The following is a 24,115-nucleotide window of genomic DNA, read 5'->3' as shown; positions in this document are numbered from 1 at the left end:
CTAAGAATCAGCTTTTGTTATTTTGTTTCCAGCTTGCTTGTACCTGATTAGCCACTTTTGGATAATCCAGAATAAAACGGACATGACTTTCTACTCCGATTTTTAATGTCGCATCATCGACTATAAAATTCGGGTTATGGTTCGGTGCTGCTTTGGCTGGGTCCTGATCGGCTGGCGTTGCACCGACGAAGACAAACAATGATGGCATCAGCTTGCCATAATAAGCAAAGTCTTCACTGGCACTAGCATTGTTATCAAGCAGATGCAGTTTATTTTCACCATTCACCTTAGCCAGAGTCGGACGCATCAATTCGGTCAAGGTTTTGTCATTGGTGGTAACAGGTGCATAGGGTGCAATTTCTACTTTGACTTTGACATCATTGGCTGCGGCATTGTGTTCCAGCATTTCCGGCAAGTCTTTTAAAATGCCTTGACGGACATCTTCACTGTTAGAACGAATCGTACCGACCATATTCACCTGATTAGGAATCACATTTCCTGTGGTACCACCCTGAATACTTCCAATACTGACCACGCCCATGCCTTTGGTCAGATCTGCTTTACGGCTCACCAGACTTTGTAAATTATTAATCATCTGTGCAGAAGCATAAATTGGATCGCGACCTGCCCAAGGCATTGAACCATGTACCTGATGGCCATCTACCTGTATACGTAAATGATCCGCGCTATTGAGAATTGCACCATCTTTATAGAAAATATTGCCGCTTGGCATACCCGCCATCACATGCATTCCAAAAATCACTTCAGGCTGAGGATTCTTGAGTGCGCCATCAGCCAGCATTTTACGTGAGCCGATCTGATCACCTTGACTAAAGTTATCAATATCTGCACCGCCTTCTTCTGCTGGCTGGAATACAAAAACTACGGTTCCGGCAATCTTATCTTTATTGGTAGCGAGCACTTTGGCTGCACCTAATAGCATTGCAGTATGCGCATCATGACCGCAGGCATGCATCACATAAGTTTCCTTGCCTTGATAAATACCTTTCTGCTTGCTGGCAAAAGGTACAGCTGCCGTTTCCTGAATCGGCAAGGCATCCATATCTGCACGTAATGCCATGACGGGGCCAGGTTTTGAACCTTTTAGAACGCCGATCACACCTGTTTTGGCATAGCCTTTACGTACTTCAATACCATAGGACTTTAATTCTTTTTGTACTAATTCCGAGGTTTTGAATTCCATATTGCCCAGTTCAGGATACTGGTGAATATGCTGGCGCAGTTTGATGGTATGCGCTTCGGCTGCTTTAACTGAATCATCTACCCAATCTGCTAAAGCCAGCTGACTACAGAATAGAAGAGGGAGACAAAGTGAAAGCGTCTTATGCATGTTCATATCAGGGAGAACCTTAAAAATCTGAATAGAGTTAAAGTGATGCCTGAGCATTACATAATGCACTACATTTGACCAAAACCCTCTGAGTATGGGTTTCATACCTTTTTGGTATATTCATTTTTAGTACTTGCTGATAAAGGGGATTTTACAGAGCTAAACATTGTAAAATTATGTAATTATAAGATTTGATAGTCTATTTTCTTTAAAAAATTCAAATTAATAGGGAATTATTAAAAGGAATTTATATCTGATTAAAAATTTCTCATTATCTGAGTTTCAACTATTTCTCTAAGTTAAATACTATTTTGGCATCAAAGTTGCTTTGGTTATTTCATAATTATTATTGATAGAATTCTAAAAGAAATAGCCTAAGTATTTGTTTGAAGGGCAAGAACTATATAGCAAAATAAATTACTTAATAATAAAGATTTGAGTTTGTGCTTTTGGAGCTAATTGATTGCAGTAGTCAATTAGCTCTTTTTCTTTGCGATAAACAAGGGTCAAGCCAAAAGAGCTTCAACCTTTACTTCGGTTCAGGCGGCGTCATGCCAAACTGTAAATAAGCCATATTGGTCGCAATACGGCCCCGCGCAGTACGCATCACATAACCTTGCTGAATCAGATAAGGCTCAATCACATCTTCCAGAGTACCTGAATCTTCTGCCATTGCTGCAGCTAAAGCTTCTACACCAGCCGGGCCGCCATCAAAGCGTTCCAATAACATCGACAGGTAACGACGGTCAAGCGTATCCAGGCCATCTTTATCCACGTTCAACATATCTAATGCACGTTGAGCCATTTCCTGAGTGACTTCACCTGTGCCTTTGACTTGAGCATAGTCACGTACACGACGTAATAAACGGTTGGCAATACGCGGCGTACCACGTGAACGACGTGCAATTTCTTTCGCACCATCTTCGGTCATTGGCACATCCATCAGACTCGCAGAACGTTTTACGATATGGGTCAGATCATCAACCGAATAGAATTCCAGACGCTGCACAATCCCGAAACGGTCACGAAGCGGAGAGGTGAGTAGACCAGCACGTGTGGTTGCAGCGACCAATGTAAATGGTGGTAAGTCCAGTTTAATCGAACGGGCAGCAGGACCTTCACCAATCATGATATCTAGCTGGTAGTCTTCCATTGCTGGATAAAGGATTTCTTCAATCACGGGTGACAGGCGGTGAATCTCGTCAATAAACAGGACATCACCTTCCTCAAGATTGGTCAGCATTGCTGCCAGATCACCCGCGCGTTCTAGTACTGGACCTGAAGTCGATTTCAGGTTACCACCCATTTCACGGGCAATAATATTCGCTAACGTCGTTTTACCTAGACCTGGAGGTCCAAAGATCAAAGTATGATCGAGAGCTTCAGCACGGCCACGAGCAGCGCCAATAAAGATTTCCATTTGCTCACGTACCACGGGCTGACCGATATAGTCATCGAGGGAAGTCGGGCGGATGGCACGATCAAAATGATCTTCGGGTTTTTCAGAACCACTGATGAGACGGTCTTGCATATCTTTTGAGTCAATCTCTATGGTTTATTTGAGGTGAATAAAGTCATAGCCTCAAAATGCATTAAAAATTCAGATGCCATTGTGAAGGCATTACCTTACTTTTGACAGGGCAAAAGTAACAAAACCCTTTGCAGAAATAATGGCACATCCTATGCCATATTTCTGCGGCAGCATCCATGCTGCCTCCTGCTATTTGTTTTTCGATGAGGTTTATATAGGTCTTAACGGTTCATCGACTTTAATGCAGCACGGATAATGTCGCTGGCTTCAGTAAACTCACCTTTGGCTGCATTCACCAGTTTTTGTGCCTCAGCCGGTTTATAACCTAAGGACTGTAGTGCAGCTTCAGCTTCAGCTACAGCTGAATTACCCATAAACTGAATTTGTGGAGCTGTCGAATTGCTTGGAGCAGTGCCCGCAGACATGGCTTTAAAGCGGTCGCGCAGTTCAATCATCAAACGTTCAGCCGTTTTCTTGCCGACACCGGGGACTTTAACCAAGGTATTTACATCTTCATTTTCAACAGTATGGATCAGCATCTCCACACTTAAAGTTGAAAGAATGCCGAGTGCCATTTTCGGGCCAACGCCGTTCACTTTTAATAAAGTGCGGAAAATGGTTTTTTCCTGAGCATTTAAAAAACCATACAGTAATTGTGCATCTTCACGTACAGCCAGATGCGTCCACAAGGTAATTTTCTGGCCTTTTTGCAACTGGCAAAAAGTGGTGAGTGGTGTATCAATTTCATAACCCACACCATTCACATTTAATAATACAGTCGGTGCTTCCAGCGCCAGCACTTCACCAATCAGACATCCAATCATCTTTTATCATTACTCAATTCAGTTTTGCAGCATAGTAGTCAGCATTTTCAGGAAAGGCAAAATCTCCTTCTGCAAAACAGGTGATTTTGCTGCAATAAGCATCTAATCCAGCAAGATGTTTTATAACAATCCGGCTTTATTGCCTTGCAATTCCTGTGACAGGTTATAAGCCTGATGGTCCGAGAATTTCGAGATAATATCCAGCACCTGCATGATATTGTCATAATGGCTGTCTTTAAAATTCGCTCCTGAACGTTGCAGAATCGACATTAAACGTTGTTCCTTAAAGCTCAGGTTTTTATGCGGTGTAGTCAGGGGAATAAAGGCATCCAGAATATTTTGCAGACTTTGATGGGCAATGATCTCTAGACCTGCTTTCTGCGGATGTTCAAATATCTTGTCACGTGCCAGTTCTTTGGCACGATTAATACCACTTTCAATATCTGAGGAACAATACTGTAGTAAGGTGCCTTGTAACTGGCCAGACAGAATCTGGTCATGATGGCGTGCAAAAGCAGTCGTCACTTCATTCACTAGACGTTTCATCACACGGCCACGCAGGGCAGCAATTTTCTGTTGCCAGGTCGTGTCAGGCATACCAATCTCGGAAGGCGTGCCATAATCTCCGAGCAGATTTAAAAATACCGGTTCCACTTCAGCATAGCTGAGCATGTTCAAGCTGATGCCATCTTCTAGATCAATGAGGGCATAACAAATATCATCAGCTGCTTCGAGTAAGTAAGTCAGTGGATGACGACAATATCGATACTCGCCGAGCTGGATCAATCCAAGCTCTTCCGCGATCTGCTTTAAAATCTCTTTTTCTGCCTGATAGCAGCCAAACTTGGCACGGCTACTGGCAGGTAAATCTACCTGCGATGCCATGGTTTTTGACAGCCACGGATATTTTAAATAAGCACCCAAAGTGGCATAGGTCAGGCGCATGCCGCCATCATTTGGATGATAGTCAATCTTGGTTAGAAGCCGCAGGCCTTGGGCATTGCCTTCAAACTGACGTACATCTGCTTCCTGTTCAGGACTTAAATCTTTTAAGAAGTCAGTATGTGATACATCATCAAACCATTCGCGGATCGCATATTCACCGGCATGGCCAAAAGGCGGGTTGCCAATATCATGGGCCAGACAAGCGGCTTGAATGATGGCGCCCACATCCGCTGGAGACACCCAGGGTGGAAGCTGGTCTTTAATTTTCTCTGCGGCCAACATCCCTAGCGAGCGGCCAATACAGGAGACTTCCAGTGAATGCGTCAGGCGCGTATGAATACCATCGTGCTGGGTTAAAGGATGCACCTGGGTTTTACGGTTGAGCTGCCGGAAGCTCTGGGAAAAAATAATACGGTCATAATCTTTGTGGAACGGGCTACGGGCCAGTTCTGTACTCTGCTTTTTACTACCAATCCGAACTGTCGAAAGCAGTTCCAACCAACGCATTTGAGTCATTTATCATTATTCAGTTCTCTACTTTCTGCATCATGCCAAAAAAGAGCGTAAAGCACTAGGGCAGTGCGACATGAATTGTCATGCTGCATATTGTTATTTCAGTCAGCTGGAAAAGACTGAAAATTAAAAATCAAAATCATTAAATGAACGATAAAAAAGCAGGCTCAATGGCCTGCTTTTTGTTTAAAGCGAAGAATCAGATTAGCTCTTCGCCATTTTTCTTGGCCTGTTGTGTGTCTTTATAGACATTCAGGCAAATCGTGAACAAGACCAGGCTTGCCACCAATGGCCAAAAAAGTACATATAGGGTCAATAATTGACTTGTCATCTGAAATCTCCTTATTTACTTTTCTCAGATAGCTGGTGAAATTCAATCACCATCTTGTTGATTTGCTTAAAATCAAATTTTTCTTTGCTGTAGAGTAGCGTCAACACAGTACATACCAACGCACTACTGCCATAAGCTGTCAGTGAGCTTAACAAGGTGCCGTATTCACGCAGGAAGCCGATGGTCCATGGCATGAAACCAATACTGGCCAATATGCCAACGACCAGACCCACTTTTTTACCGAAGAAACCAAAGGTCATCAGACCCAGCACCACACCAATACCCAAGGTCGCAACGAGTTCAAAGCCAAGTGCGATCAATCCCTGAATCGGAAGCCATTCAAAACGTACAATCAGAAAGCTTAAAAATGCGAGGCCCACTGACCAGTTAAAGGCCCGGGCATTCACCTTGTCCCAATACAGGCTGACAATCACCGGGAATACAATAGAACCCCAAAGCGCACCCACAAAAATCAGCATCGACAAAATGTCAAACTTCAAGGTGGCAATCACAATTCCCAGCATGGTGGCAACGATCATGGTCATACGGCCAATAAATAGCATTTTCTTTGGATCAGGACGGTTTTTCGCAATCTGTTTGCCATAAATGTCTGTCATGACAATCGCAGACAGGGCAGACAGATCCGAGTCAGCGGTAGAAGACAGGGCTCCAATCACCATGATGAATAACAGCGCGACCATAAATGGAGAAAGATAAGTCGCTGCCATTTGCGGAATCAGGTTATTCAGGTTGCCATCAATAGGTTGAATACCTGCAAATAGTGCCAATAACCCCAGCATGCCTAGACCAATGACAATTGCAGCATAACCAATGGTTGCAGTGATAAAACTTGGTTTGATCAGGTCTTCACGGACTGCAAACAGGCGCTGGGCAATGGTCTGATTACCAATCGCGTAGGCCAATACGGCAACAAAAAACGGTGCACCTTGTTCCAGAAAGGCTGTTTTAGAGAAAAAATCCAGCTGTTCTGGTTGCAGGTAATGAATCCCGCTTTGAAACAGGGAGGGTCCGCCTAAGGTAAAGAACAAGGTTGGAATAATGATCACAGCCGCGACAATCATTGCCACCAGCTGACCGAAATCGGTAAAGACCGAGGAACGGAACCCCGACCAAAGGGTATAGGACAGCACACCGATGCCGGTAATCAGCACGCCATGGATAAAGCTTAAAGGAGATAAAATCTCAACCAGTGCCCCAGCGGCGGTAAAGTTCACCATCAGGCTGATCACGCTACCCACAATATTGGAACCCGCCAGAATCATCTGGCTTTGATTGCCATGCCGGGCATGCATGATTTCTGCCAGAGTATGTGCATTAGGCGCCAGTTCACGAAAGCGCTTGCCAAAGGGATAGATAAATAAAATCATCAGCGCACCCCATAAACCATAGTGGAGGGCACCGGAAACGCCGTATGTATATCCGGATGAAGCTGCTGCATAAAATGATGCGGCCCAAATCCAGGTAGCGGTCATACTGGCCGCAGACATTCCAAATCCGATGGAGCCATTCGAGACCATGTAGCCATCAACATTTTCATTTTTCTGTTTAATACGTAACGATAGTAAAAAAGTGATGCCATAGAAAAGCACCATCAATAGTACAGTTGCTGTACTAGTGAATTGAAACATACATACTCCTTAAGCGAGTCACCTTTTGTTTTTGAAAATTAAATCATTGGTGACAGATTAAGGCTCTAAAATAGACAGAGCAGTGAAGCTATAGAACATCAAAAATTAGTGTCCGAATATAGAATTTATATTCATCTCTACAGCAGAAAGGAAAAACCATTGCCAGGCCCAGAATTTAGACAATTTCTCAGCAATTCGGCTAGAGCTTAACATAAAATCATCAAATTTACTGATGAAGTGTCTATTTGGTAAGATTCTTAGCTGATATAGACGTGTGGGCCTGTTATTCCATTAGTTGAATAAAAAAGAAAATTTTCTATATTTTTCAACAATTACAAATATTTATTTTAAACTTTTCGAGTTAAATAAAACCTGAGAATACGGCTTAAATAAAAAAGGTAACAAAATTTTATTATTAATCATTTCTTCATTATTTTTTTATATAAACCTCATAATTCCTGGTAAATTTCCTCATAAATATAAGTGGTATTTTGCTATTTATATTGTGTTTTTTACACATAATAGAGCTCATGAATAAATGATGAAATTTCAAAATATTGGATATGGTGGGGATTTTGTCGATATATTTTTTGGTCTTTTAGATGAGTAAATTTCGCTTAATTATGATCTGAGAAGATAAAAATCAAATATAAAAAAATAAAAGGCCCAAATAAGAAACTTTATTTTTATTCTTTTAGAAGGTGAGAATAGATGTCCGGTTTTTCCCCCGCAGATGATGTCAGATTAAAATACCACTCAGTATTAATTATTCTTTCATAGAGAGGAGTAATTTGCCTCTGTTACTGTATAATGGCGGAGATCAGCGGAGAACTGTTCCTTGTAGTACAGAAAACGGCAGAAGACCTTTAACCAGTTTTCTAATCTTAGAAGTCAAAGTTAAGAGTCAATCAAAAGAATCAAAAACAGTCTGCAAAAAATACGACTTCATTAAATCTTGTAATCAAGTATTTCATTTTGGCCTAAATAGGAGTTTTGGCAGGTCATGACAATAAAACCTGAATTTGATTTTGTCCCGATTGTTGTTGAAAAATAATACAATTTTTATGCAGAAAATTATTCTGAAGCGGTTTTGATTTTTCTTGAAAAAAATGTGTTAACCTGTGCGACTACATTCAATTTTCCTAACTGAAAATAAACGGAATATTTTAAAAGTCCAGGATATTTCAGGCGTAGTTTTCTGATTTGGCATCTAGCCGATTTCCTTATTTCACAGTAGAATATGCGCTCTCTCAAGTCACATTGTGGCATGGTTGTTCAGACCATCCCGTGGAGCCAAAATCAGCATGTTTATCGTTGCCGGTGCACCTGCACATTCTTCTTTTAAGAAAGCTCAACTACTCACACGTTTATCGTCAATTAGTTCTGTTCAATCACTAGAAAGTCAATTTGTTTATCTTTTTGACCAAGCGCTCAACGAGCAACAACAGCAATCCGCTTTACAGCTTCTCAACGATGGTCAATCATTTGAACTGCGCCAGGCTGCAAGTGATGAAGTCCAGATTCTGGTGACACCGCGTGTCGGCACGATTTCACCGTGGTCATCAAAGGCAACTGATATTTTTGCCAACTGTAATACACCGGTTCATCGTTTAGAACGCGGTGTTTTGTTTACTTTGAAAGGCGAAAAAGAGCTTTCTAAAGAAGCATTACAGATCTTGCATGACCGCATGACTGAAAGCGTTTTCAATGCGATTGAAGATGCTGCAGTATTATTTACTGAAACTGCTCCGAAACCTTTGAACTCGATTGATATCTTGGGTCAAGGTAAAGAAGCACTGGTAAAAGCCAACAATGAATTTGGCTTTGCGCTGTCTGAACAGGAAATTGATTACCTGACAGAGGCATTTACTAAACTGGATCGTAACCCGAACGACATCGAACTGATGATGTTTGCTCAGGCAAACTCAGAGCACTGCCGTCATAAAATCTTCGGTTCTGAATGGACGATTGATGGTGAAGTTCAACCATTGTCATTGTTCCAGATGATCAAAAATACCTATAAAGAATCACCAACAGACGTATTGTCGGCTTATAAAGACAACGCATCGGTGATTGTTGGTTTTGATACGCAACGTTTCTATCCAACTCAAGAAGATAACGGTCAACACGTTTATAAATACAAAAGCCAGGCCGCTCACATCTTGATGAAAGTGGAAACTCACAACCACCCAACAGCGATTGCACCATTTGCCGGTGCTGCGACAGGTTCAGGCGGTGAGATTCGTGACGAAGGCGCGACTGGTCGTGGTGGTAAACCGAAAGCTGGTTTAACGGGTTTCACCGTATCTAACCTGAATATTCCTGGCTTCGAACAGCCTTGGGAAGAAAACTATGGCAAACCTTCACGTATGGCATCTCCACTTCAAATCATGATTGAAGGTCCATTAGGCGGCGCAGCGTTTAACAACGAATTTGGTCGTCCAGCGCTGACGGGTTATTTCCGTACCTTCGAACAAAACGTCAATGGCGAAGTGAAAGGCTTCCATAAGCCAATCATGATCGCGGGTGGTTACGGTAACATTCGTCCGGACCACGTTGAAAAAGATGCGATTCAACCAGGTGACTTACTGATCGTGCTTGGTGGTCCAGCCATGCTGATCGGTCTTGGTGGCGGTGCAGCATCTTCTGTAGACAGCGGTAAACTGGGTGAAAACCTGGACTTCGCTTCTGTACAACGTGAAAACCCGGAAATGGAACGTCGTTGTCAGGAAGTGATTGATACTTGCTGGCGCATGGAAGATGAGAACCCGATCGTTTCTGTACATGACGTCGGTGCGGGCGGTATCTCGAATGCTATGCCTGAACTAGTTAATGACCACGAGCTTGGTGCGGTGCTTGATCTGCGTAAGATCCCATCGCTTGAGCCAGGCATGTCACCAATGGAAATCTGGTCAAACGAAGCGCAAGAGCGTTATGTGCTTGCGATCCGTCCAGAATCTCTACCGTTATTCGAATCGATCTGTGCGCGTGAACGTTGTCCGTTTGCAGTACTCGGTGAAGCGACTGAAGCGCGTCACTTAACCGTTGAAGATCCATTGTTCGGCAACAAGCCAGTGGATATGCCAATGCAAGTGATGCTTGGTGGTACACCACGTATGAGCCGTTCATATGAAACTGCTCCGCGTAAAGGCGATGACTTTGATGCGTCTAAAGTGACTGATCTGAAAGATGCGATTTATCGCGTCATCAAGAATCCGACTGTGGCTTCTAAGTCATTCCTGATCACCATTGGTGACCGTTCGATTACCGGTATGGTTGCACGTGACCAGATGGTGGGTCCATGGCAAGTACCAGTGGCTGATGCTGCAGTAACCACGACTAGCCTGCAAGGTTACACTGGTGAAGCAATGGCGATGGGTGAACGTCCACCAGTGGCATTGTTAAACCCAGCGGCTTCTGCACGTTTATCAGTTGCTGAATCGATCTCGAACATCATGTCTGCGAAGATTGATCAGATCAGCGACATCAAACTGTCTGCAAACTGGATGGCGGCGGCTGGTCAACCGGGCGAAGACCAAGCCTTGTTTGAAGGCGTAAAAGCCATTGGTATGGAAATGTGTCCAGCACTGGGCATTGCAATTCCAGTTGGTAAAGACTCATTGTCAATGCGTACCACCTGGAATGACGAAGGCGAAGACAAGTCCGTAACTTCTCCGATGTCAGGCGTGATCACTGCATTTGCACCTGTAACTGATGTTCGTAAGACATTAACCCCTGAGCTGAAAAATATTGAATCTGTACTGGTTCGTATTGATCTGTCTAAAGGTCAGTTCCGTCTAGGCGGTTCGATCCTGGCTCAGGTATACAAAGCCATCGGTTCTGTCACTCCAGATGTCGACAGCTTCGATGACTTCAAAGCATTCTTCGCACTGGTTCAAGACTGGAACAACCGTGGCCTGATCAAGGCTTACCATGACATCGGTGATGGTGGTTTGCTGGCAACTATTGCCGAAATGATGTTTGCTGCACGTCTAGGTGTGGCGCTAGAAGATCAATCAGTTGAAGCATTATTTGCTGAAGAAATCGGTGCAGTTCTGCAAATCGCGAAAGCAGATTGGGATGCATTACAAGCAGAAATCGCTACTTCTACTCTGAAAGATGCGATCTCTGTAGTAGGTACAGTGAACAACTCTGACCAGTTATCTGTAAATGGTCTGGTACTGGAACGTGCTGACCTGCAAGTAGCTTGGACTGAAGTTTCTCATCAAATCCAGCGTCTGCGTGACAACGTAGAAACTGCAGATCAAGAATTTGCGTTAGTTACAGACAAATCACACAAAGGTTTAATTGCTCAACCGACATTTGATCTGAACGAGCAAATCGAAGCACCATACATTAACTCACGTCGTCCAAATATGGCGATTCTGCGTGAGCAGGGTGTAAATGGTCATGTAGAAATGGCAGCAGCATTCGACAAAGTCGGCTTCAATACAGTTGACGTACACATGAGTGACTTGCTTGCTGGTCGTATCAGCTTGGATGACTTCGAAGGTCTGGTGACATGTGGTGGTTTCTCTTACGGTGACGTATTAGGCGCAGGCGGTGGCTGGGCAAAATCAGTATTGTTTAACCAGCAACTCCGTGACCAGTTCGAGAAATTCTTTAACCGTCAAGAAACCTTCTCTTTAGGGATCTGTAACGGTTGTCAAATGTTGTCTCAATTGGCTCCACTGATTCCAGGTGCAGATGCTTGGCCACGTTTCCATCGCAACAAATCAGAAGTATTTGAAGCACGTAGCGTCAATGTTCGTGTAGAGAAATCTCATTCTGTATTGCTAGAAGGTATGGAAGGTTCAATTCTTCCAATCGCTGTGGCACATGGTGAAGGTCGTGTGGTTGCATCAGCTGAAAGCATTGCTGCATTGAATGCCAATAACCAGGTGATCATGCGTTATGTCGATAGCCAAGGTAATGCGACTGAGCAATATCCATTGAACCCGAATGGTTCGCCTGAAGGGATTTCTGGTGTAACTTCGAAAGATGGTCGTGCGACTATCTTGATGCCACACCCTGAGCGTAACTTCCGTGCGATCCAGCACTCTTGGAAACCTGAAGACTGGGATCAGGACGGTGCATGGTTACGCATGTTCCGTAATGCGCGTAAGTTCATTGGCTAATCTGATTTAGCTTCAAAAAATGGGTTGCAGTAGCGACCCTTTTTTATAATTTGAACTTATGGGAAATTAGTAAAACTAGAAAAATCATTTACTTTTGTTTAGACTAGCTTCATCAATTGCCACCAGTGGGTGGCTTTTTGCTTTTTAAGCAGTTTGAAACATTTATTTAATTTTCTCCCGCTGAACTGGTTTAGATTTTGCTTTTATATCTGTATAGAAGTGATATTGTGTAAATAATGCACAATATTTATGCACTTTAAAGGAAAGATGGTATAGATCAGTTCAGTATCAACACTCAAGAATGAGGTGATGACATGGCTAAGACGCTCAGAATAATGGATAGAACAGAATTACGTCAGAAAGGTTGGTGGTTATTTGGTTTTGTTGTTGGCCTACAGGTGTTGTTCTTGGTAGGTAGTTATTTGCTACAGGGTTCTTGATCAACAGATTTAAAAAAGCCACCGAGAGGTGGCTTTTTATCGCCAAACAGTGAGCTGAATCTGCTTTAGTGTTACCTTCTGCGTATTCACAAAATCAAAAGCATTATTAATACTGTCCTGATAACGCCATGCCACATAACCATCCGGACGAACCAGAATTACACAGATTCATGAATTTCAGAGTTGGCAATCCAGGTGCTATACACATCATGAGAAGCAATCTGAATCACATCCAGATATGGCAAGTTCAGCGATTCTGCTGCCTGTTTCCAACTTTAATCTGAGCTCAATGTCGAATACTGCGTCATGCAAGACACCATGTGTATACCTGAAACAGGAATAAATGTATGAGGGGAAAAGTCTGGTCATGCATAGAAGGTAATTATATGAGTTTTCGTATAAGCTATTGATCTATTAATATTTTCAATACGTTGGCCTAAATCGTATGATAAGCACCTATTTTTTGAAGTGAGCAATCTATGGAACTTCGACATTTACGCTATTTTATCACCGTGGCGCAGGAGCAGAGTTTCACTAGGGCTGCTGAAAAGCTGTTTACGGCTCAACCTTCTTTAAGCCAGCAGATTAAAGATCTGGAGCAGGAAGTTGGCGTTAACCTGTTTGAGCGTTCTTCACGGAAAATACAGTTAACCGATGAAGGCCAAGCCTTTTTAATCTATGCAGAAAAAGCTCTAGAAAATGCCAAATTGGCTGTTGCATCAGCACGACAGGTGGCGCAGCAGAAAAATAACCAGATTCATATTGGCTTTCTGAATGTTGCCGAACTAAAAGTTATGCCACATATTTTGGCCAAGCTGAAAAAGACCATGCCAGATCTGAAAATTCATCTGCATAGCCTGTTCTGTCTGGAACAGCTCCAACATCTGAAAAACGCCGAACTAGATCTAAGTATTACCCGTTTTCAGCTGGATCATCCAGATTTTGAAAACATCCATTTGTTGACAGAACAAATTCACTTGGTTGCAGCCAAGCATTTGTACCCAACCGATCGAATACTGAAATTACAGGAACTGAAAAATCATACAATTATTATGTGTGATCAGAATGCATCACCCATATTTTATGAAAGACTCAATGCCTTGATGTCCTTTGATCAGCTAAAGCACGATCAAGTGCTGTGGGCGACCAATGTGCTACAGCATATTAACCTGATCAATATGGGTATGGGTTTTAGTTTTGCTCCCGATTATTTATTACGTTTCCTGAATGATGAAGTGAAAGTGATCCAGACAGATCGACCTTTACCTCAAGTCGAACTATATGCAACATTTAACAAGAACTCTCAAAATCCAGCATTGAATATTATTACCGAAGCTCTTAACAATACGGTAAATGCTTGAAAAACTTGTAGGGATATATGCTTAAACTGATTTATTACGTACCAGATGAAAACCTAGAGGAAACCAAGAAAGCCGTCTTTGCAGCAGGTGCGGGTGGTATTGGGGAGTATACCGATTGTGCCTGGCAAATTCTGGGAACTGGACAATTTAAGCCACAGCAAGGCGCAGATCCTCATATTGGGGAAATTGGCCAGCTAGAAAAAGTGGAAGAATGGCGGGTCGAAATTCTTGTGCCTGATGAAAAGGCGGTTGAAGTGGCTAAGGCTCTAAAAGAAAGTCATCCTTATGAAGAACCGGCATTTGAATTTATCCAGCTTTTAGATATAAAAGTTTAAATTTTAGAAGTGATATAAACCGACGGTGCATTAGTGTTAATGTGCCGTCTATCTATATATAAAAACACCCAATCTGCTTTTATTATTATAAAATTCGTCAGAACAACTCAAATAAAAGAATAAAACAAGGAATATAACAATGCCGTTGCCAAAACCGCTGAGCAGCATGTTCAAAAATACGCTGAATAAATCTATTCAATACGGCGCAGAAATCCTACATAACCGTATTCCATATTCCCATGATAATCCTTATCTGGATGGTATTTTTGCACCGCAGCGGCAGGAGCATTTTTCAACTCAATTGAAGGTAGAAGGGCAAATCCCGAAAGAATTAGATGGCGCCTTGATGCGAATTGGCCCGAACCCCATTACAGTGAAAAATCCAAAAATTTATCACTGGTTTACCGGTGATGGGATGATTCATGCGTTACGGCTTAAAGAAGGTGAAGCACACTGGTACAAAAACCAATATGTAGGTGCGGATAGTGTACAGAAGAAATTACATCGCTCAGTGATTCCGGGGAAAAGTCGTGGTGTAGCTGATCCAGTAAATACCAATATCATCAATTTTGCTGGGAAAATCTGGGCATTGGTCGAAGCGGGTGCTTATCCAATCGAAGTGAATAGTGAACTGGAATCTAAGCGCCATCATCTGTTTGAGAATGATGATCTAGACTTGCCATTTACTGCACATCCACATATTGATCCGGATACCGGCGATATTCATGCGGTTTGTTATGATGGGCTAACCCATAATAAAGTCTTTTATCTGCATATCGATGTACAGGGCAAACTGAAAAATCATGTTGAAATTCCAGTCAAACATGGTCCGATGGTACATGACTGTGCGATTACCGAATCTCAGGTCTTAATTTTGGACTTAAATGTAAATTTCTCGGTGCAGAGTGCCTTAAAAGGTTCGCTGCTGCCATATCAATGGAACCCGAAACATCAGGCACGTATTGGTCTGTTATCTTTTGGTGGAAGTGCTCAGGATATACGCTGGTACAACATCGATCCCTGTTTTATTTTTCATACCATGAATGCTTATGATCTGGATACAGGGAATGTGGTCATGGATGCAGTGGTACATTCCAAAGCAATGGTGCATTCGATTCAGGGCCCAATTGAAGATCAGGATCTTCGATTAGAACGATTTGTCTTTGAAAAAGAAACAGGGAAAGTAAAGCGAACAATCTTATCGGATGTTAAACAGGAATTCCCACGCATTAATGAAGCTTATACCGGGCGGCCTTATCGTTATGCTTATAGCATTTCCTTTGGCGAATTTGATGATCCTTACCATGTCAGCAGTAATAGCCTGTTGGGTCATGATTTAGAAACTACGACCATAGAAAGTTATTCATTTGGAGAAAATTGGGTCACAGGTGAGGCTATATTTGTCGAAAAAGAGGGTGCACAAGCTGAAAATGAGGGTTGGCTCATGTCTTATGTGCATGCTTTAGATTGTGGCCCTTCGAAAGTTGTGATTTTGGATGCACAGCATATTAAGGATGGCCCAATTGCCACGATTTATTTACCCGTTCGAGTGCCAGTTGGTTTTCATTGTAATTGGACTGATTATCGGAAGTTGAAAGTAAAATAAAATTATATTTAGGAAAAATTTTAGTTTATTTAAGTCCGTTTGAAATCAAAAAAACTTTACTACATGCTTAAATAAACCTTCAATTCCAATTTTCTTGATATTTGGAGACCCAGTATAATTTGGTTTTTATATCATAGCTACCATCAGGATTAAGGGAAATAATGTAGTGGATATTTTTACCTCGACTTCGATTGCCTTTTCCTTCGGGAACTTGATATTTGTATTTTTCTACTTCTTTAGGGGGAGTGAGTACAATATGTTTCCAAGCGGTAGAGGGGAGTTTATCGATAGAAGCCATTTTTTTCTATATTGTCCGCATAGGCATGTAAGACCTCTTTTGATGGCCATTTATCTCGAGGCAGTTCATCCAAATTAAAGAAAGATCTAACATTCCCCAATCCAGCTTTTACCTGTTCTTGATAAGTTAACCAAGGTGCATACTCAATAATAATTTGTTGAGGTACATAGCCTTCTGGCTCGACTCTGCAAGTGTTATCTGTAGTTAAATATTTAGTTTTTCTTTTTACAGGCATATTTCCATCACTATCATAAAAATTACCGCACAATGGCCAATTATTTTTAAAAACAAAGTTATGCTCGAAGTCTGATGGCCCTGCCACAAAAGTAATACTATTCTTCATAAGGGGTGCCTTTGCTTGGCAACCATTTAAAAGAAATAAGCTAATAATTATTAAAAATTTTATTTTCATTTTGCTTTAATTCCATTTCCTTCATTAAAAGTAAGTGTTGTCCCGTAATTGGCTTTGATCCAGTTAAGATAATTTATGATTTAAAATTTTTTGTTTTAAATGCTTCTTCATAAGAATAAAATCATTATGAAATACTTATATGAGGAAACTATAAAATTATTATTTAGATTTTTCTAATATACTTAATTAAGCGACATCCATGTCATCAAATATTAAGTAAATTAATATTCTTAAATCCTTCACATACTACTTTTAAACTCAAACCTTCTGAATAAACAGCTCACGATCAAAACGATACTGCGGGAAGAACACACCATCTTTGGCACGTTCACCAGCACCAATCACCATCACCGGATATTGCTGATCATTCAGGTCCAGAATTTCACGAACCATTGGTTCATCGAAACCTTCCATCATACAGCTATCAAAACCATAAGCACGTAAAGCCAGTACCAGGTTTTCACAGGCTAATGCTGTGGTTTTACTTGCCCAAAGTTTCGCATCAGCAGGGCTAAATGCAGACACTGGCATTTGTTTATCGAATGTACGTGCTACTTTGAAAGCAACTTTCTTAAAGTTACCAAAGGCATTTAAATAACCGGTTTTGTAGTTGTATGGAATGTACTTATAGTACTTTTTAATGGCTGGTGGAGCCTCAGGAAATGGAAACTCGCTGATATTCAGTTTTGCCATTTCATCTACACGGTCAGTACGTGCCACACAGACAATCAGTTCTGAAGCTGTTTTAGCAGCAAGCTGGCTCATACATGCTTTAACCAGACGTTTTTTCTTGGAGGGGTTCTGCACCACATAAAATGTCCACGGCTGCAGGTTTGAAGAGTTTGGTGCCAGCAAGGCTAAATCCAGACAGGCATCCAGTACTTCAGTAGGAATTGGCTTCTTGGTAAATTTACGCACTGAACGGCGGCTTTCGATGACCTTGCGGAAATTATCTACATCAATATCCTGAGGAGCAGGTTCGTAGTAACGTTTCTTTTCAGGATTTGAACTATCGGTTGTTTGAGAAGTCGTTTGGGAGTTTTCATTAGTCATAAGCTAGATTCTTTCAAAAAAATAAAAGATTGAGGCAGTCTAAACTGCCTCAATTAAAAGATAAGTTTCAGAATTAGTTGAATTGTGTGAAATCAGGTTTCCGTTTTTGCATAAACGCCTGAACGGCTTCCGTCATTTCAGGTGAACCGACACGCTTCATAAATATCTCAGCTTCATCATCAATACAGTCAATAATTTCAGCCAGATCATGCTTCATCAGTGCTTTGGTTTGTTTAATAGAAGCCAGCGGTAAAGCGGCAAGAGTTTTTGCCTGTTTTTCAGCAGCAGCATAGACATCTTCTTCAATGCTATTTACCAGACCTGCACCCAATGCTTTTTCACTATTAAATCGCTGTGCAGTAAGCAGTAACTCAGCCGCTTTATGATAGCCAGCTTGTTGTACGAGCAGCTTGCTTGAAGCGCCTTCAGGCGACAGGCCAAGGCTAACAAATGGAATCTGGAACAGGGCAGTATTGTCACTATAAACCAGATCAGCATGCAGCAGAATCGTTACCCCGATCCCAATCGCAACGCCACGAACGGCAGCAATTAAAGGCTTGGAAAATTTTGCAGCGGACTTCAACAGCACAAAAGGAGGAGTATCGCCAGCCTTAGCTTGCAGAGGCGTCTGAATAAACTTCATGAAGTCCTGCATGTCATTGCCGGCACTAAAGTCTGCGTCTTGACCACGTAGAATCACGACACGCACACTACTATCCTGATCTGCTTCATCCAGTGCCTGTGCGATCCATAGATATAGTTCGCCGTAAAGCGCATTTTTTGCCTCAGGGCGGTGAATGGCTAAGGTCAGTACGCCATTGTCTAAATTCGCATTTAAATGCTGATGCGGTTGTTGAATACAGCTCAGTGTCATCGTACTATCCTTGCTTTATTAATATGAATTTATTGGCGCTTATTATGTCGCAAAAAATTCCCTGCGGCATAACTGATGCGTTCATAAAAGTAAGATGTGCTATGAAGTATAAATTTGATTACCTGGTGTTTATTGGTCGTTTTCAACCTTTCCATCTGGCCCATATGCAAACGATTAAAATTGCCTTGCAGCAGAGCCAACAGGTGATTCTGGCATTAGGCTCGGCACAGCAAGAACGCAATATTAAAAATCCATTTCTGGCCACTGAACGTGAAGAAATGATCCTGTCGAACTTTTCTGAAGCAGATCAGAAGCGTATTAAATTTGTCCATGTCATTGATGTCTATAATGATGAAAAATGGCAAAAACTGGTGAAATCGCTGGTGTCTGAAGTAGTTGAACCAGAAGCAAAAGTTGGTCTGATTGGACACTTTAAAGATGAATCTTCTTATTATTTAAGTTTGTTCCCGGAGTGGGAAATGGTGGAACTCGATAGCTTGGTCGGTGCAATTTCAGCGACTCCTTTACGTGAAGCGTATTATCGCGGTGAAGTAGTGGAATCAGCTTTTCCTTTAGGCACTAGTGAGTTTTTACATAAATTTAAAAATAATGAGATTTTTCAACAATTGGTCAACAAGTTTGAACTAAATGATAAAACAAATCTGGGCTAAAACCGTTTTAAGGTAGTGAGTTCATTTGATTGTTAAGGATGAACACAATGAATCTATTCCTGAAAAATATAGCCTATGCGGGTGCTCTATCTGCTATGTGTATATCGGCTGCGTATGCTAAAAGCTGGACATTGACGCCTCAAAGTAGTGTCGGCTTTAGCATTAACTCCTTGGGTTTGAATGTGGTAAAGGGAAATTTTCAAGAGTTCAAGGCAACCATGCAGTTTGATCCTGATCAGCCACAACAGTCATCTACTGAGTTCACTATGCAGGTGGATAGCCTGGAAGTTTCTAAACCTAGCCTTAAAAATATGATTATGGGTGAGGACCTGTTTCATGCATCGCACTATAAAACGGTCAATTTCAAAAGTACCCAGTTTAAGCCAAATGGTACGAATCGCTATCAGGTCATGGGTCAACTCACTCTAAGAGGGGTTACTCGACCAGTGGTATTCGATACCACGCTGACACCGAACAAGGGTAATCCTAATCTACTCGATGTGAAATCCACCACGGTAATTAATCGCTCAGATTTTGGGATGAAGAAGGCCACTGCAGGCGTAGGTGAAAAGGTTAATATTCATTTAATGGGGCAGTGGAAAACCCAATAATGTGATATTCAATTTCTGTGAATTCGGCAGGACATATAGAACTGTTTATTGAATTGGACTATTCATGCACTGTTCTGCCTGCTCCAGAATGACTTTGGTTAACTGTTTTAGAGCGGGAGACTGCTGTTTCCAGTGATGCCAATATAAAGGTACATCACAACTGCATTCAGGCAGTATTTCGATCAGTGTCCCATTTTGAATCCGGTCCGCAATTTGATAGTCTGGCACTAAACCGTATCCTAATCCAGAAAAAATAGCATCAGCAAAGGCGGTTGAGGAGGGGATATAGTGAAAAGGAAAACATTGCTGGTTTAAGCCAAATTGAGCTAACAGTAGATGGCTGTGTAGATGATCCTGATCATTGTAAATCACAGCAGGTGCCTTACGTAGTGATTCCCGGTGAATGCCTTGTCTAAACCAAGAATGCACAAAAGCAGGTGTTGCGACCATTCTGTAATGCATCTGGCCAATAAAATGAGCCTTACAGCCCGGCATGGCTTCAATTTCACTGCTAATACATGCATTGACTTGGCCCTGCTCCAGAAGCTTATGAGTTTCACTTTGAACAGCAACCTGAAGATTCAACGTGATTTTTTCTACAAGCAGGGTAGTGTTCAGACAGGGAAATAACCAGGTCGCAAGAGAATCCGCATTTACCGCAATATGAATCGAGCTAAATTCTGCTTTATTTTGACCATTTAATTGCTGGATCAATTGCTGCTGTAACAGGCGTTGATGCTGCAAATAATTCAGTAAGGTTTGACCAGCATTGGTCACTTTACAAGGACGCTCACGTAGCACCAGAACTTGCCCCAAATCTCTTTCCAGATTTTGCACTCTTAAAGTAACTGCCGAAGCCGTAATATTTAATACTTTTGCGGCAGCATCAAAACTTTGGGTTTCTGCAACAGCCAGAAAAGCATCACAGTTTTTAGAATTAAGTGGCATAGCTTACCTAAATAAAATTTAGTCTGAATGATATTTTCTTAATTATATTTAATTGAAAAGAATAACATAGATAATGATCTCCATCTTTATAATTCCATGATATTCCAATGTTAAATGCATATATACAAGGTCTGGCGGTAGGCTTTAGCCTGATTATTGCCATTGGTGCACAAAATGCTTTTGTATTAAAACAGGGCTTGAAACAGCAGTATGTCTTTGCGATCTGTATGTGTTGTGCCTTATCTGATGCGATTTTAATTTTTGCCGGTGTTTTGGGATTTTCACAATTAATGCTGGTTAATCCACACTGGATCAACATGGCAAAATATCTGGGTGCGACTTTTCTGGTGATCTATGGGGCTCAGCATTTTTATCAGGCCTGGAAGAATGAGCAGCGTCTGGACACAGATCAAAAAGATGTGCCTTCTTTATATAAAGTTTTGCTGATCTGTTTGATGCTAACCTGGCTCAATCCGCATGTGTATCTGGATGCTTTGGTCTTGATTGGTTCCATCTCCACTCAATATTCCAATGCACAGATACAATTTGCCTTAGGAGCGATTAGTGCGTCCTTTGTATTCTTTTTTGGACTGGGCTATGCAGCACGTTATTTGCAACCTATTTTTCAGCGTCCAAAAGCCTGGAAAATACTGGATGTACTCATTGGCTGTGTAATGTGGTCAATTGCAGTTTCTTTAGTGAACTGAATTATTCTTTGTAGTACCTCTAAAGAAAAAGGCATGATATTTCTATTCATGCCTTTTTTTGATTTTATGAAAGATCTTAAGCAGCTTGTAATGCTTTCAAATCTTCTAAAACCTGTTCAGCATGGCCAGCAGCTTTTACCTTGCGGTATTCTTTGACCAGCTTGCCATTATGGAAAATGAAGGTAGAGCGTTCAATGCCCATGACTTTCTTGCCATACATATTCTTTTCTTTAATGACATCAAAGTGTTTGCATAACACTTCCTCTTTATCACTGATCAGATTGATAGTCAGATTCTGTTTTTCAGTAAAGTTCTGGTGCGCTTTAACCGAATCACGTGATACGCCCAGAATAGTCGTCTTAAGTGCATCAAACTGATCTTTTAAACAAGAGAAACCGACTGCCTGAGTAGTACAGCCAGGTGTCGAATCTTTAGGATAAAAATAGATAATTAACCATTCTGCATTTAATTGGGCTAGATTAATTTCACCTGTAGTGGTAGGAAAAGTGTGCTCAAGTAAGCTGATCTCAGACATGATCTCTCCAATTTTTCTAAATTTTTTCAAAAAAATAAGCCACATTATAGTGGCTTATCCTAGAAAAACATCCGTCAGGATTATTTCTTTTGAGCGGCTTTATTGGCTTCTGCAGCAAGTGAATTTAATTTACCTGCGAGCTGTGGGCCTACACAAGACTGCACATTCTGGCTTTGTTTTTTAACAAAGTCTAAAGTTGCAGGGTTTTTCTTCTGGTTAATGGTGCTTTGAATCTGCCATTTCTGAGCTTGAGTCAATTTACCTTCTGCATCTACTTCACATGTACAAAGCTTATTCACATCAGACTGAGTCAGTTTTTTGTACTTCACTGCCTGTTTGTATGGAATAGCACAGGCTTTAATTAAACCGTCACGTACATTTGAACTGCTTCCAGCATTTTTCATGGCACTTGTGTATTCTTTTTTCATTGCCTCAAATTCTGCTTTTGCCTTAGCTTGATCATTATTTGCAAAAGATGCAGTTGAAAATAGGGCAGACAAAGAGAGTAGGCTAGTCGCAAGTAATTTGGCTTTAATATTCATAATATGGATTTATAACCTTGATCGATTTTAAAGGTAATAACGTGTCGGGTCTTCAACACCTGCATCAGCAAAACCTTGCTTGCGTAAACGACAACTGTCACATGTTCCACACGCACGTCCTTGGTCATCTGCTTGGTAGCAAGATACCGTTTGACTGTAGTCTACGCCATGTTCTAGGCCTAAGCGAATGATATTTGCTTTGGATAAATGTAACAAAGGTGTTTCAAATTTCAGGGCCTGACCTTCGACACCAACCTTGGTTGCAAGGCGTGCCATGTTGGCAAAAGCTTCGATAAATTCCGGGCGACAGTCTGGATAACCTGAATAATCCACCGCATTAATCCCGATCACAATTGCCTCGGCACCAAACACTTCTGCAGCGGCCAAAGCATAAGATAAGAAGATGGTATTTCGTGCAGGCACATAGGTTACCGGGATACCTTCCTGCAATTGATCCGGTACCTCAATGCTATGATCAGTAAGGGCTGAGCCGCCCAGGTTACCTAAATCAATATTGATGACACGATGTTCTACACCCGAGCGTTGAGCCAGCGCACGAGCTGCATCAAGTTCTGTAGTGGAACGTTGGCCATACATAAAACTCAGTGCGATACATTCATAGCGTGCCTGCGCCCAAGCCAGACAGGTTGTTGAATCTAATCCGCCAGATAACAATACAATGGCACGAGGGCGCATAACAAATACTCCAATATAGTAAATTTACAAAAATTAACGACCAGTTTCATCATTCCATAACAACTTGTGCAGCTGCAGCTGGAAACGAACAGGGAGATGGTCTTCTAAAATCCATTGAGCCAGATCACGTGCCAATTGTGGCAAGCGCGCAGCTCCTTTTTCAACTGCAAATGCAGGGGAGAACCAGACCGTACTGACTTTTTCATTCAACTGGTACTGTTCTACCTGCTGTTTTGACCATTCATAATCTTCACGATTACAGATCACAAACTTAATCTGGTCATGCTGAGTTAAATGATCCAGATTTGTAAGCAAATTTCGTGCAACTTCACCTGAAGTTGGTGTTTTTAAATCCAGAACTTTGGATACCCGTGCATCCACTTTAGAAACATCTAACGCACCGCTGGTTTCTAAAGAGACTTCACAGCCTAAATCTGCAAGTCGTTGCATCAGAGGTAGGGCGTTCGGTTGAGCCAATGGTTCACCACCGGTCACACAGACATAAGGCGTTTCAAAATCAAGCGTGGTCTGGATGATGTCATCTAAAGATTTGCGTTCGCCTCCTTCAAAAGAATACGTAGTATCACAATAGGTACAGCGCAGTGGACATCCGGTTAAGCGGATAAATACGGTTGGTAAACCTGCAGTATTGGCTTCACCTTGTAATGAATAGAAGATCTCCGTAATGCGTAAGCCCGCAGACGGATCAGAAACTGGAATTGCGGAAGATCGAAGCGTATTCAT

The 24,115-nt window shown here is 41.7% G+C and carries 21 protein-coding genes and 1 pseudogene; 8 read left to right on the top strand and 14 right to left on the bottom strand.

The features are described 5' to 3' along the window. Positions 1–7: 7 nt before the first annotated feature. From AC4MBN_RS09910 to AC4MBN_RS09885, 6 genes are all read right to left on the bottom strand, one after another. On the bottom strand, positions 8–1,357 hold the full coding sequence (locus tag AC4MBN_RS09910) for an amidohydrolase (protein ID WP_419374700.1): 1,350 nt from the start codon (positions 1,355–1,357) through the stop codon (positions 8–10). A 523-nt stretch (positions 1,358–1,880) separates the two neighbouring features. Continuing rightward, positions 1,881–2,882 (bottom strand): Holliday junction branch migration DNA helicase RuvB, encoded by a 1,002-nt coding sequence (gene ruvB, locus AC4MBN_RS09905; RefSeq protein ID WP_034170977.1) that lies wholly within the window; start codon positions 2,880–2,882, stop codon positions 1,881–1,883. 221 nt (positions 2,883–3,103) lie between these two features. Beyond that, positions 3,104–3,706 carry a Holliday junction branch migration protein RuvA gene (ruvA, locus tag AC4MBN_RS09900; RefSeq protein ID WP_180010680.1) on the bottom strand — a complete coding sequence of 201 codons (603 nt, stop codon included), beginning with the start codon at positions 3,704–3,706 and terminating at the stop codon, positions 3,104–3,106. 120 nt (positions 3,707–3,826) lie between these two features. After that, the gene (locus AC4MBN_RS09895; protein ID WP_166138742.1) at positions 3,827–5,167 is read right to left on the bottom strand and encodes a deoxyguanosinetriphosphate triphosphohydrolase; all 1,341 of its coding nucleotides are present in this window, start codon (positions 5,165–5,167) and stop codon (positions 3,827–3,829) included. 196 nt (positions 5,168–5,363) lie between these two features. Next, positions 5,364–5,495 (bottom strand): putative transporter small subunit, encoded by a 132-nt coding sequence (locus tag AC4MBN_RS09890; protein WP_004645659.1) that lies wholly within the window; start codon positions 5,493–5,495, stop codon positions 5,364–5,366. Positions 5,496–5,506: 11 nt separating this feature from the next. Continuing rightward, complete coding sequence (locus AC4MBN_RS09885) at positions 5,507–7,144, bottom strand: sodium:solute symporter family transporter (RefSeq protein WP_419374699.1); 1,638 nt, start codon at positions 7,142–7,144, stop codon at positions 5,507–5,509. A gap of 1,304 nt (positions 7,145–8,448) precedes the next feature. Between AC4MBN_RS09885 and purL the strand changes: the two genes are divergently transcribed. The 5 genes from purL (at position 8,449) to AC4MBN_RS09860 (ending at position 16,024) form a co-directional block, all read left to right on the top strand. Beyond that, positions 8,449–12,282 (top strand): phosphoribosylformylglycinamidine synthase, encoded by a 3,834-nt coding sequence (purL, locus tag AC4MBN_RS09880; protein ID WP_491880186.1) that lies wholly within the window; start codon positions 8,449–8,451, stop codon positions 12,280–12,282. Between the two features lie 314 nt (positions 12,283–12,596). Beyond that, on the top strand, positions 12,597–12,722 hold the full coding sequence (locus tag AC4MBN_RS09875; RefSeq protein WP_253144109.1) for a KGW motif small protein: 126 nt from the start codon (positions 12,597–12,599) through the stop codon (positions 12,720–12,722). Positions 12,723–13,201: 479 nt separating this feature from the next. Then, on the top strand, positions 13,202–14,083 hold the full coding sequence (locus tag AC4MBN_RS09870; protein WP_419374697.1) for a LysR family transcriptional regulator: 882 nt from the start codon (positions 13,202–13,204) through the stop codon (positions 14,081–14,083). Between the two features lie 17 nt (positions 14,084–14,100). Continuing rightward, positions 14,101–14,418, top strand: coding sequence for a YqfO family protein (locus AC4MBN_RS09865; RefSeq protein WP_180104432.1), 318 nt, complete (start codon positions 14,101–14,103; stop codon positions 14,416–14,418). 139 nt (positions 14,419–14,557) lie between these two features. Further along, a complete protein-coding gene (locus AC4MBN_RS09860) occupies positions 14,558–16,024 on the top strand; it encodes a carotenoid oxygenase family protein (RefSeq protein WP_419374696.1) in 1,467 nt (488 codons plus the stop codon). Positions 16,025–16,103: 79 nt separating this feature from the next. On the opposite strand, the pseudogene AC4MBN_RS09855 reads toward AC4MBN_RS09860, so the two are convergent. The 3 genes and pseudogenes from AC4MBN_RS09855 to AC4MBN_RS09845 form a co-directional block, all read right to left on the bottom strand. Continuing rightward, positions 16,104–16,734: pseudogene (locus AC4MBN_RS09855) on the bottom strand (hypothetical protein). A gap of 258 nt (positions 16,735–16,992) precedes the next feature. Further along, entirely contained in the window at positions 16,993–17,787 is a 795-nt protein-coding gene (locus AC4MBN_RS09850; RefSeq protein WP_419374695.1) for a nitroreductase family protein, read from the bottom strand. A gap of 73 nt (positions 17,788–17,860) precedes the next feature. After that, positions 17,861–18,661, bottom strand: coding sequence for an enoyl-CoA hydratase (locus tag AC4MBN_RS09845; RefSeq protein WP_419365380.1), 801 nt, complete (start codon positions 18,659–18,661; stop codon positions 17,861–17,863). 101 nt (positions 18,662–18,762) lie between these two features. Between AC4MBN_RS09845 and AC4MBN_RS09840 the strand changes: the two genes are divergently transcribed. Further along, entirely contained in the window at positions 18,763–19,332 is a 570-nt protein-coding gene (locus AC4MBN_RS09840) for a nicotinate-nicotinamide nucleotide adenylyltransferase (protein WP_180139317.1), read from the top strand. A gap of 47 nt (positions 19,333–19,379) precedes the next feature. After that, positions 19,380–19,943, top strand: a complete 564-nt coding sequence (locus AC4MBN_RS09835) for a YceI family protein (RefSeq protein WP_419374694.1) — start codon at positions 19,380–19,382, stop codon at positions 19,941–19,943. A gap of 45 nt (positions 19,944–19,988) precedes the next feature. Here the strand turns inward: AC4MBN_RS09835 and AC4MBN_RS09830 are convergent, their stop codons facing one another. Continuing rightward, positions 19,989–20,891, bottom strand: a complete 903-nt coding sequence (locus AC4MBN_RS09830) for a LysR family transcriptional regulator ArgP (RefSeq protein WP_419374693.1) — start codon at positions 20,889–20,891, stop codon at positions 19,989–19,991. A gap of 107 nt (positions 20,892–20,998) precedes the next feature. Here AC4MBN_RS09830 and AC4MBN_RS09825 point away from each other — a divergent pair, with 107 nt between their 5' ends. Then, on the top strand, positions 20,999–21,598 hold the full coding sequence (locus tag AC4MBN_RS09825) for a LysE/ArgO family amino acid transporter (RefSeq protein ID WP_180179053.1): 600 nt from the start codon (positions 20,999–21,001) through the stop codon (positions 21,596–21,598). Between the two features lie 76 nt (positions 21,599–21,674). Here the strand turns inward: AC4MBN_RS09825 and AC4MBN_RS09820 are convergent, their stop codons facing one another. The 4 genes from AC4MBN_RS09820 to queE all read right to left on the bottom strand — a co-directional run bounded on the left by AC4MBN_RS09820 (position 21,675) and on the right by queE (position 24,115). After that, positions 21,675–22,133, bottom strand: coding sequence for a peroxiredoxin (locus AC4MBN_RS09820; RefSeq protein WP_419374692.1), 459 nt, complete (start codon positions 22,131–22,133; stop codon positions 21,675–21,677). Positions 22,134–22,213: 80 nt separating this feature from the next. Further along, on the bottom strand, positions 22,214–22,675 hold the full coding sequence (locus AC4MBN_RS09815; RefSeq protein ID WP_419365378.1) for a hypothetical protein: 462 nt from the start codon (positions 22,673–22,675) through the stop codon (positions 22,214–22,216). A 27-nt stretch (positions 22,676–22,702) separates the two neighbouring features. Next, entirely contained in the window at positions 22,703–23,371 is a 669-nt protein-coding gene (gene queC, locus AC4MBN_RS09810) for a 7-cyano-7-deazaguanine synthase QueC (protein WP_034704975.1), read from the bottom strand. 33 nt (positions 23,372–23,404) lie between these two features. Beyond that, positions 23,405–24,115 (bottom strand): 7-carboxy-7-deazaguanine synthase QueE, encoded by a 711-nt coding sequence (gene queE / locus AC4MBN_RS09805; RefSeq protein WP_419365377.1) that lies wholly within the window; start codon positions 24,113–24,115, stop codon positions 23,405–23,407.

The sequence above is a fragment of the Acinetobacter sp. CAU_H_60 genome (assembly GCF_058599385.1).
This window is presented reverse-complemented; position numbering and strand designations above follow the sequence as displayed.

What these genes read in the sequence shown, in the direction of transcription:
- AC4MBN_RS09840 (WP_180139317.1), top strand. Translation starts at nt 18,763, where the DNA reads ATGAAGTATAAATTTGATTACCTGGTGTTTATTGGTCGTTTTCAACCT.
- ruvA (WP_180010680.1), bottom strand. Translation starts at nt 3,706, where the DNA reads ATGATTGGATGTCTGATTGGTGAAGTGCTGGCGCTGGAAGCACCGACT.
- AC4MBN_RS09885 (WP_419374699.1), bottom strand. Translation starts at nt 7,144, where the DNA reads ATGTTTCAATTCACTAGTACAGCAACTGTACTATTGATGGTGCTTTTC.
- AC4MBN_RS09870 (WP_419374697.1), top strand. Translation starts at nt 13,202, where the DNA reads ATGGAACTTCGACATTTACGCTATTTTATCACCGTGGCGCAGGAGCAG.
- AC4MBN_RS09835 (WP_419374694.1), top strand. Translation starts at nt 19,380, where the DNA reads ATGAATCTATTCCTGAAAAATATAGCCTATGCGGGTGCTCTATCTGCT.
- AC4MBN_RS09865 (WP_180104432.1), top strand. Translation starts at nt 14,101, where the DNA reads ATGCTTAAACTGATTTATTACGTACCAGATGAAAACCTAGAGGAAACC.
- AC4MBN_RS09820 (WP_419374692.1), bottom strand. Translation starts at nt 22,133, where the DNA reads ATGTCTGAGATCAGCTTACTTGAGCACACTTTTCCTACCACTACAGGT.
- AC4MBN_RS09850 (WP_419374695.1), bottom strand. Translation starts at nt 17,787, where the DNA reads ATGACTAATGAAAACTCCCAAACGACTTCTCAAACAACCGATAGTTCA.
- AC4MBN_RS09890 (WP_004645659.1), bottom strand. Translation starts at nt 5,495, where the DNA reads ATGACAAGTCAATTATTGACCCTATATGTACTTTTTTGGCCATTGGTG.
- AC4MBN_RS09830 (WP_419374693.1), bottom strand. Translation starts at nt 20,891, where the DNA reads ATGCCACTTAATTCTAAAAACTGTGATGCTTTTCTGGCTGTTGCAGAA.
- queE (WP_419365377.1), bottom strand. Translation starts at nt 24,115, where the DNA reads ATGAATACGCTTCGATCTTCCGCAATTCCAGTTTCTGATCCGTCTGCG.
- AC4MBN_RS09860 (WP_419374696.1), top strand. Translation starts at nt 14,558, where the DNA reads ATGCCGTTGCCAAAACCGCTGAGCAGCATGTTCAAAAATACGCTGAAT.
- AC4MBN_RS09895 (WP_166138742.1), bottom strand. Translation starts at nt 5,167, where the DNA reads ATGACTCAAATGCGTTGGTTGGAACTGCTTTCGACAGTTCGGATTGGT.
- ruvB (WP_034170977.1), bottom strand. Translation starts at nt 2,882, where the DNA reads ATGCAAGACCGTCTCATCAGTGGTTCTGAAAAACCCGAAGATCATTTT.
- AC4MBN_RS09815 (WP_419365378.1), bottom strand. Translation starts at nt 22,675, where the DNA reads ATGAATATTAAAGCCAAATTACTTGCGACTAGCCTACTCTCTTTGTCT.
- AC4MBN_RS09845 (WP_419365380.1), bottom strand. Translation starts at nt 18,661, where the DNA reads ATGACACTGAGCTGTATTCAACAACCGCATCAGCATTTAAATGCGAAT.
- AC4MBN_RS09875 (WP_253144109.1), top strand. Translation starts at nt 12,597, where the DNA reads ATGGCTAAGACGCTCAGAATAATGGATAGAACAGAATTACGTCAGAAA.
- purL (WP_491880186.1), top strand. Translation starts at nt 8,449, where the DNA reads ATGTTTATCGTTGCCGGTGCACCTGCACATTCTTCTTTTAAGAAAGCT.
- AC4MBN_RS09910 (WP_419374700.1), bottom strand. Translation starts at nt 1,357, where the DNA reads ATGAACATGCATAAGACGCTTTCACTTTGTCTCCCTCTTCTATTCTGT.
- AC4MBN_RS09825 (WP_180179053.1), top strand. Translation starts at nt 20,999, where the DNA reads ATGTTAAATGCATATATACAAGGTCTGGCGGTAGGCTTTAGCCTGATT.
- queC (WP_034704975.1), bottom strand. Translation starts at nt 23,371, where the DNA reads ATGCGCCCTCGTGCCATTGTATTGTTATCTGGCGGATTAGATTCAACA.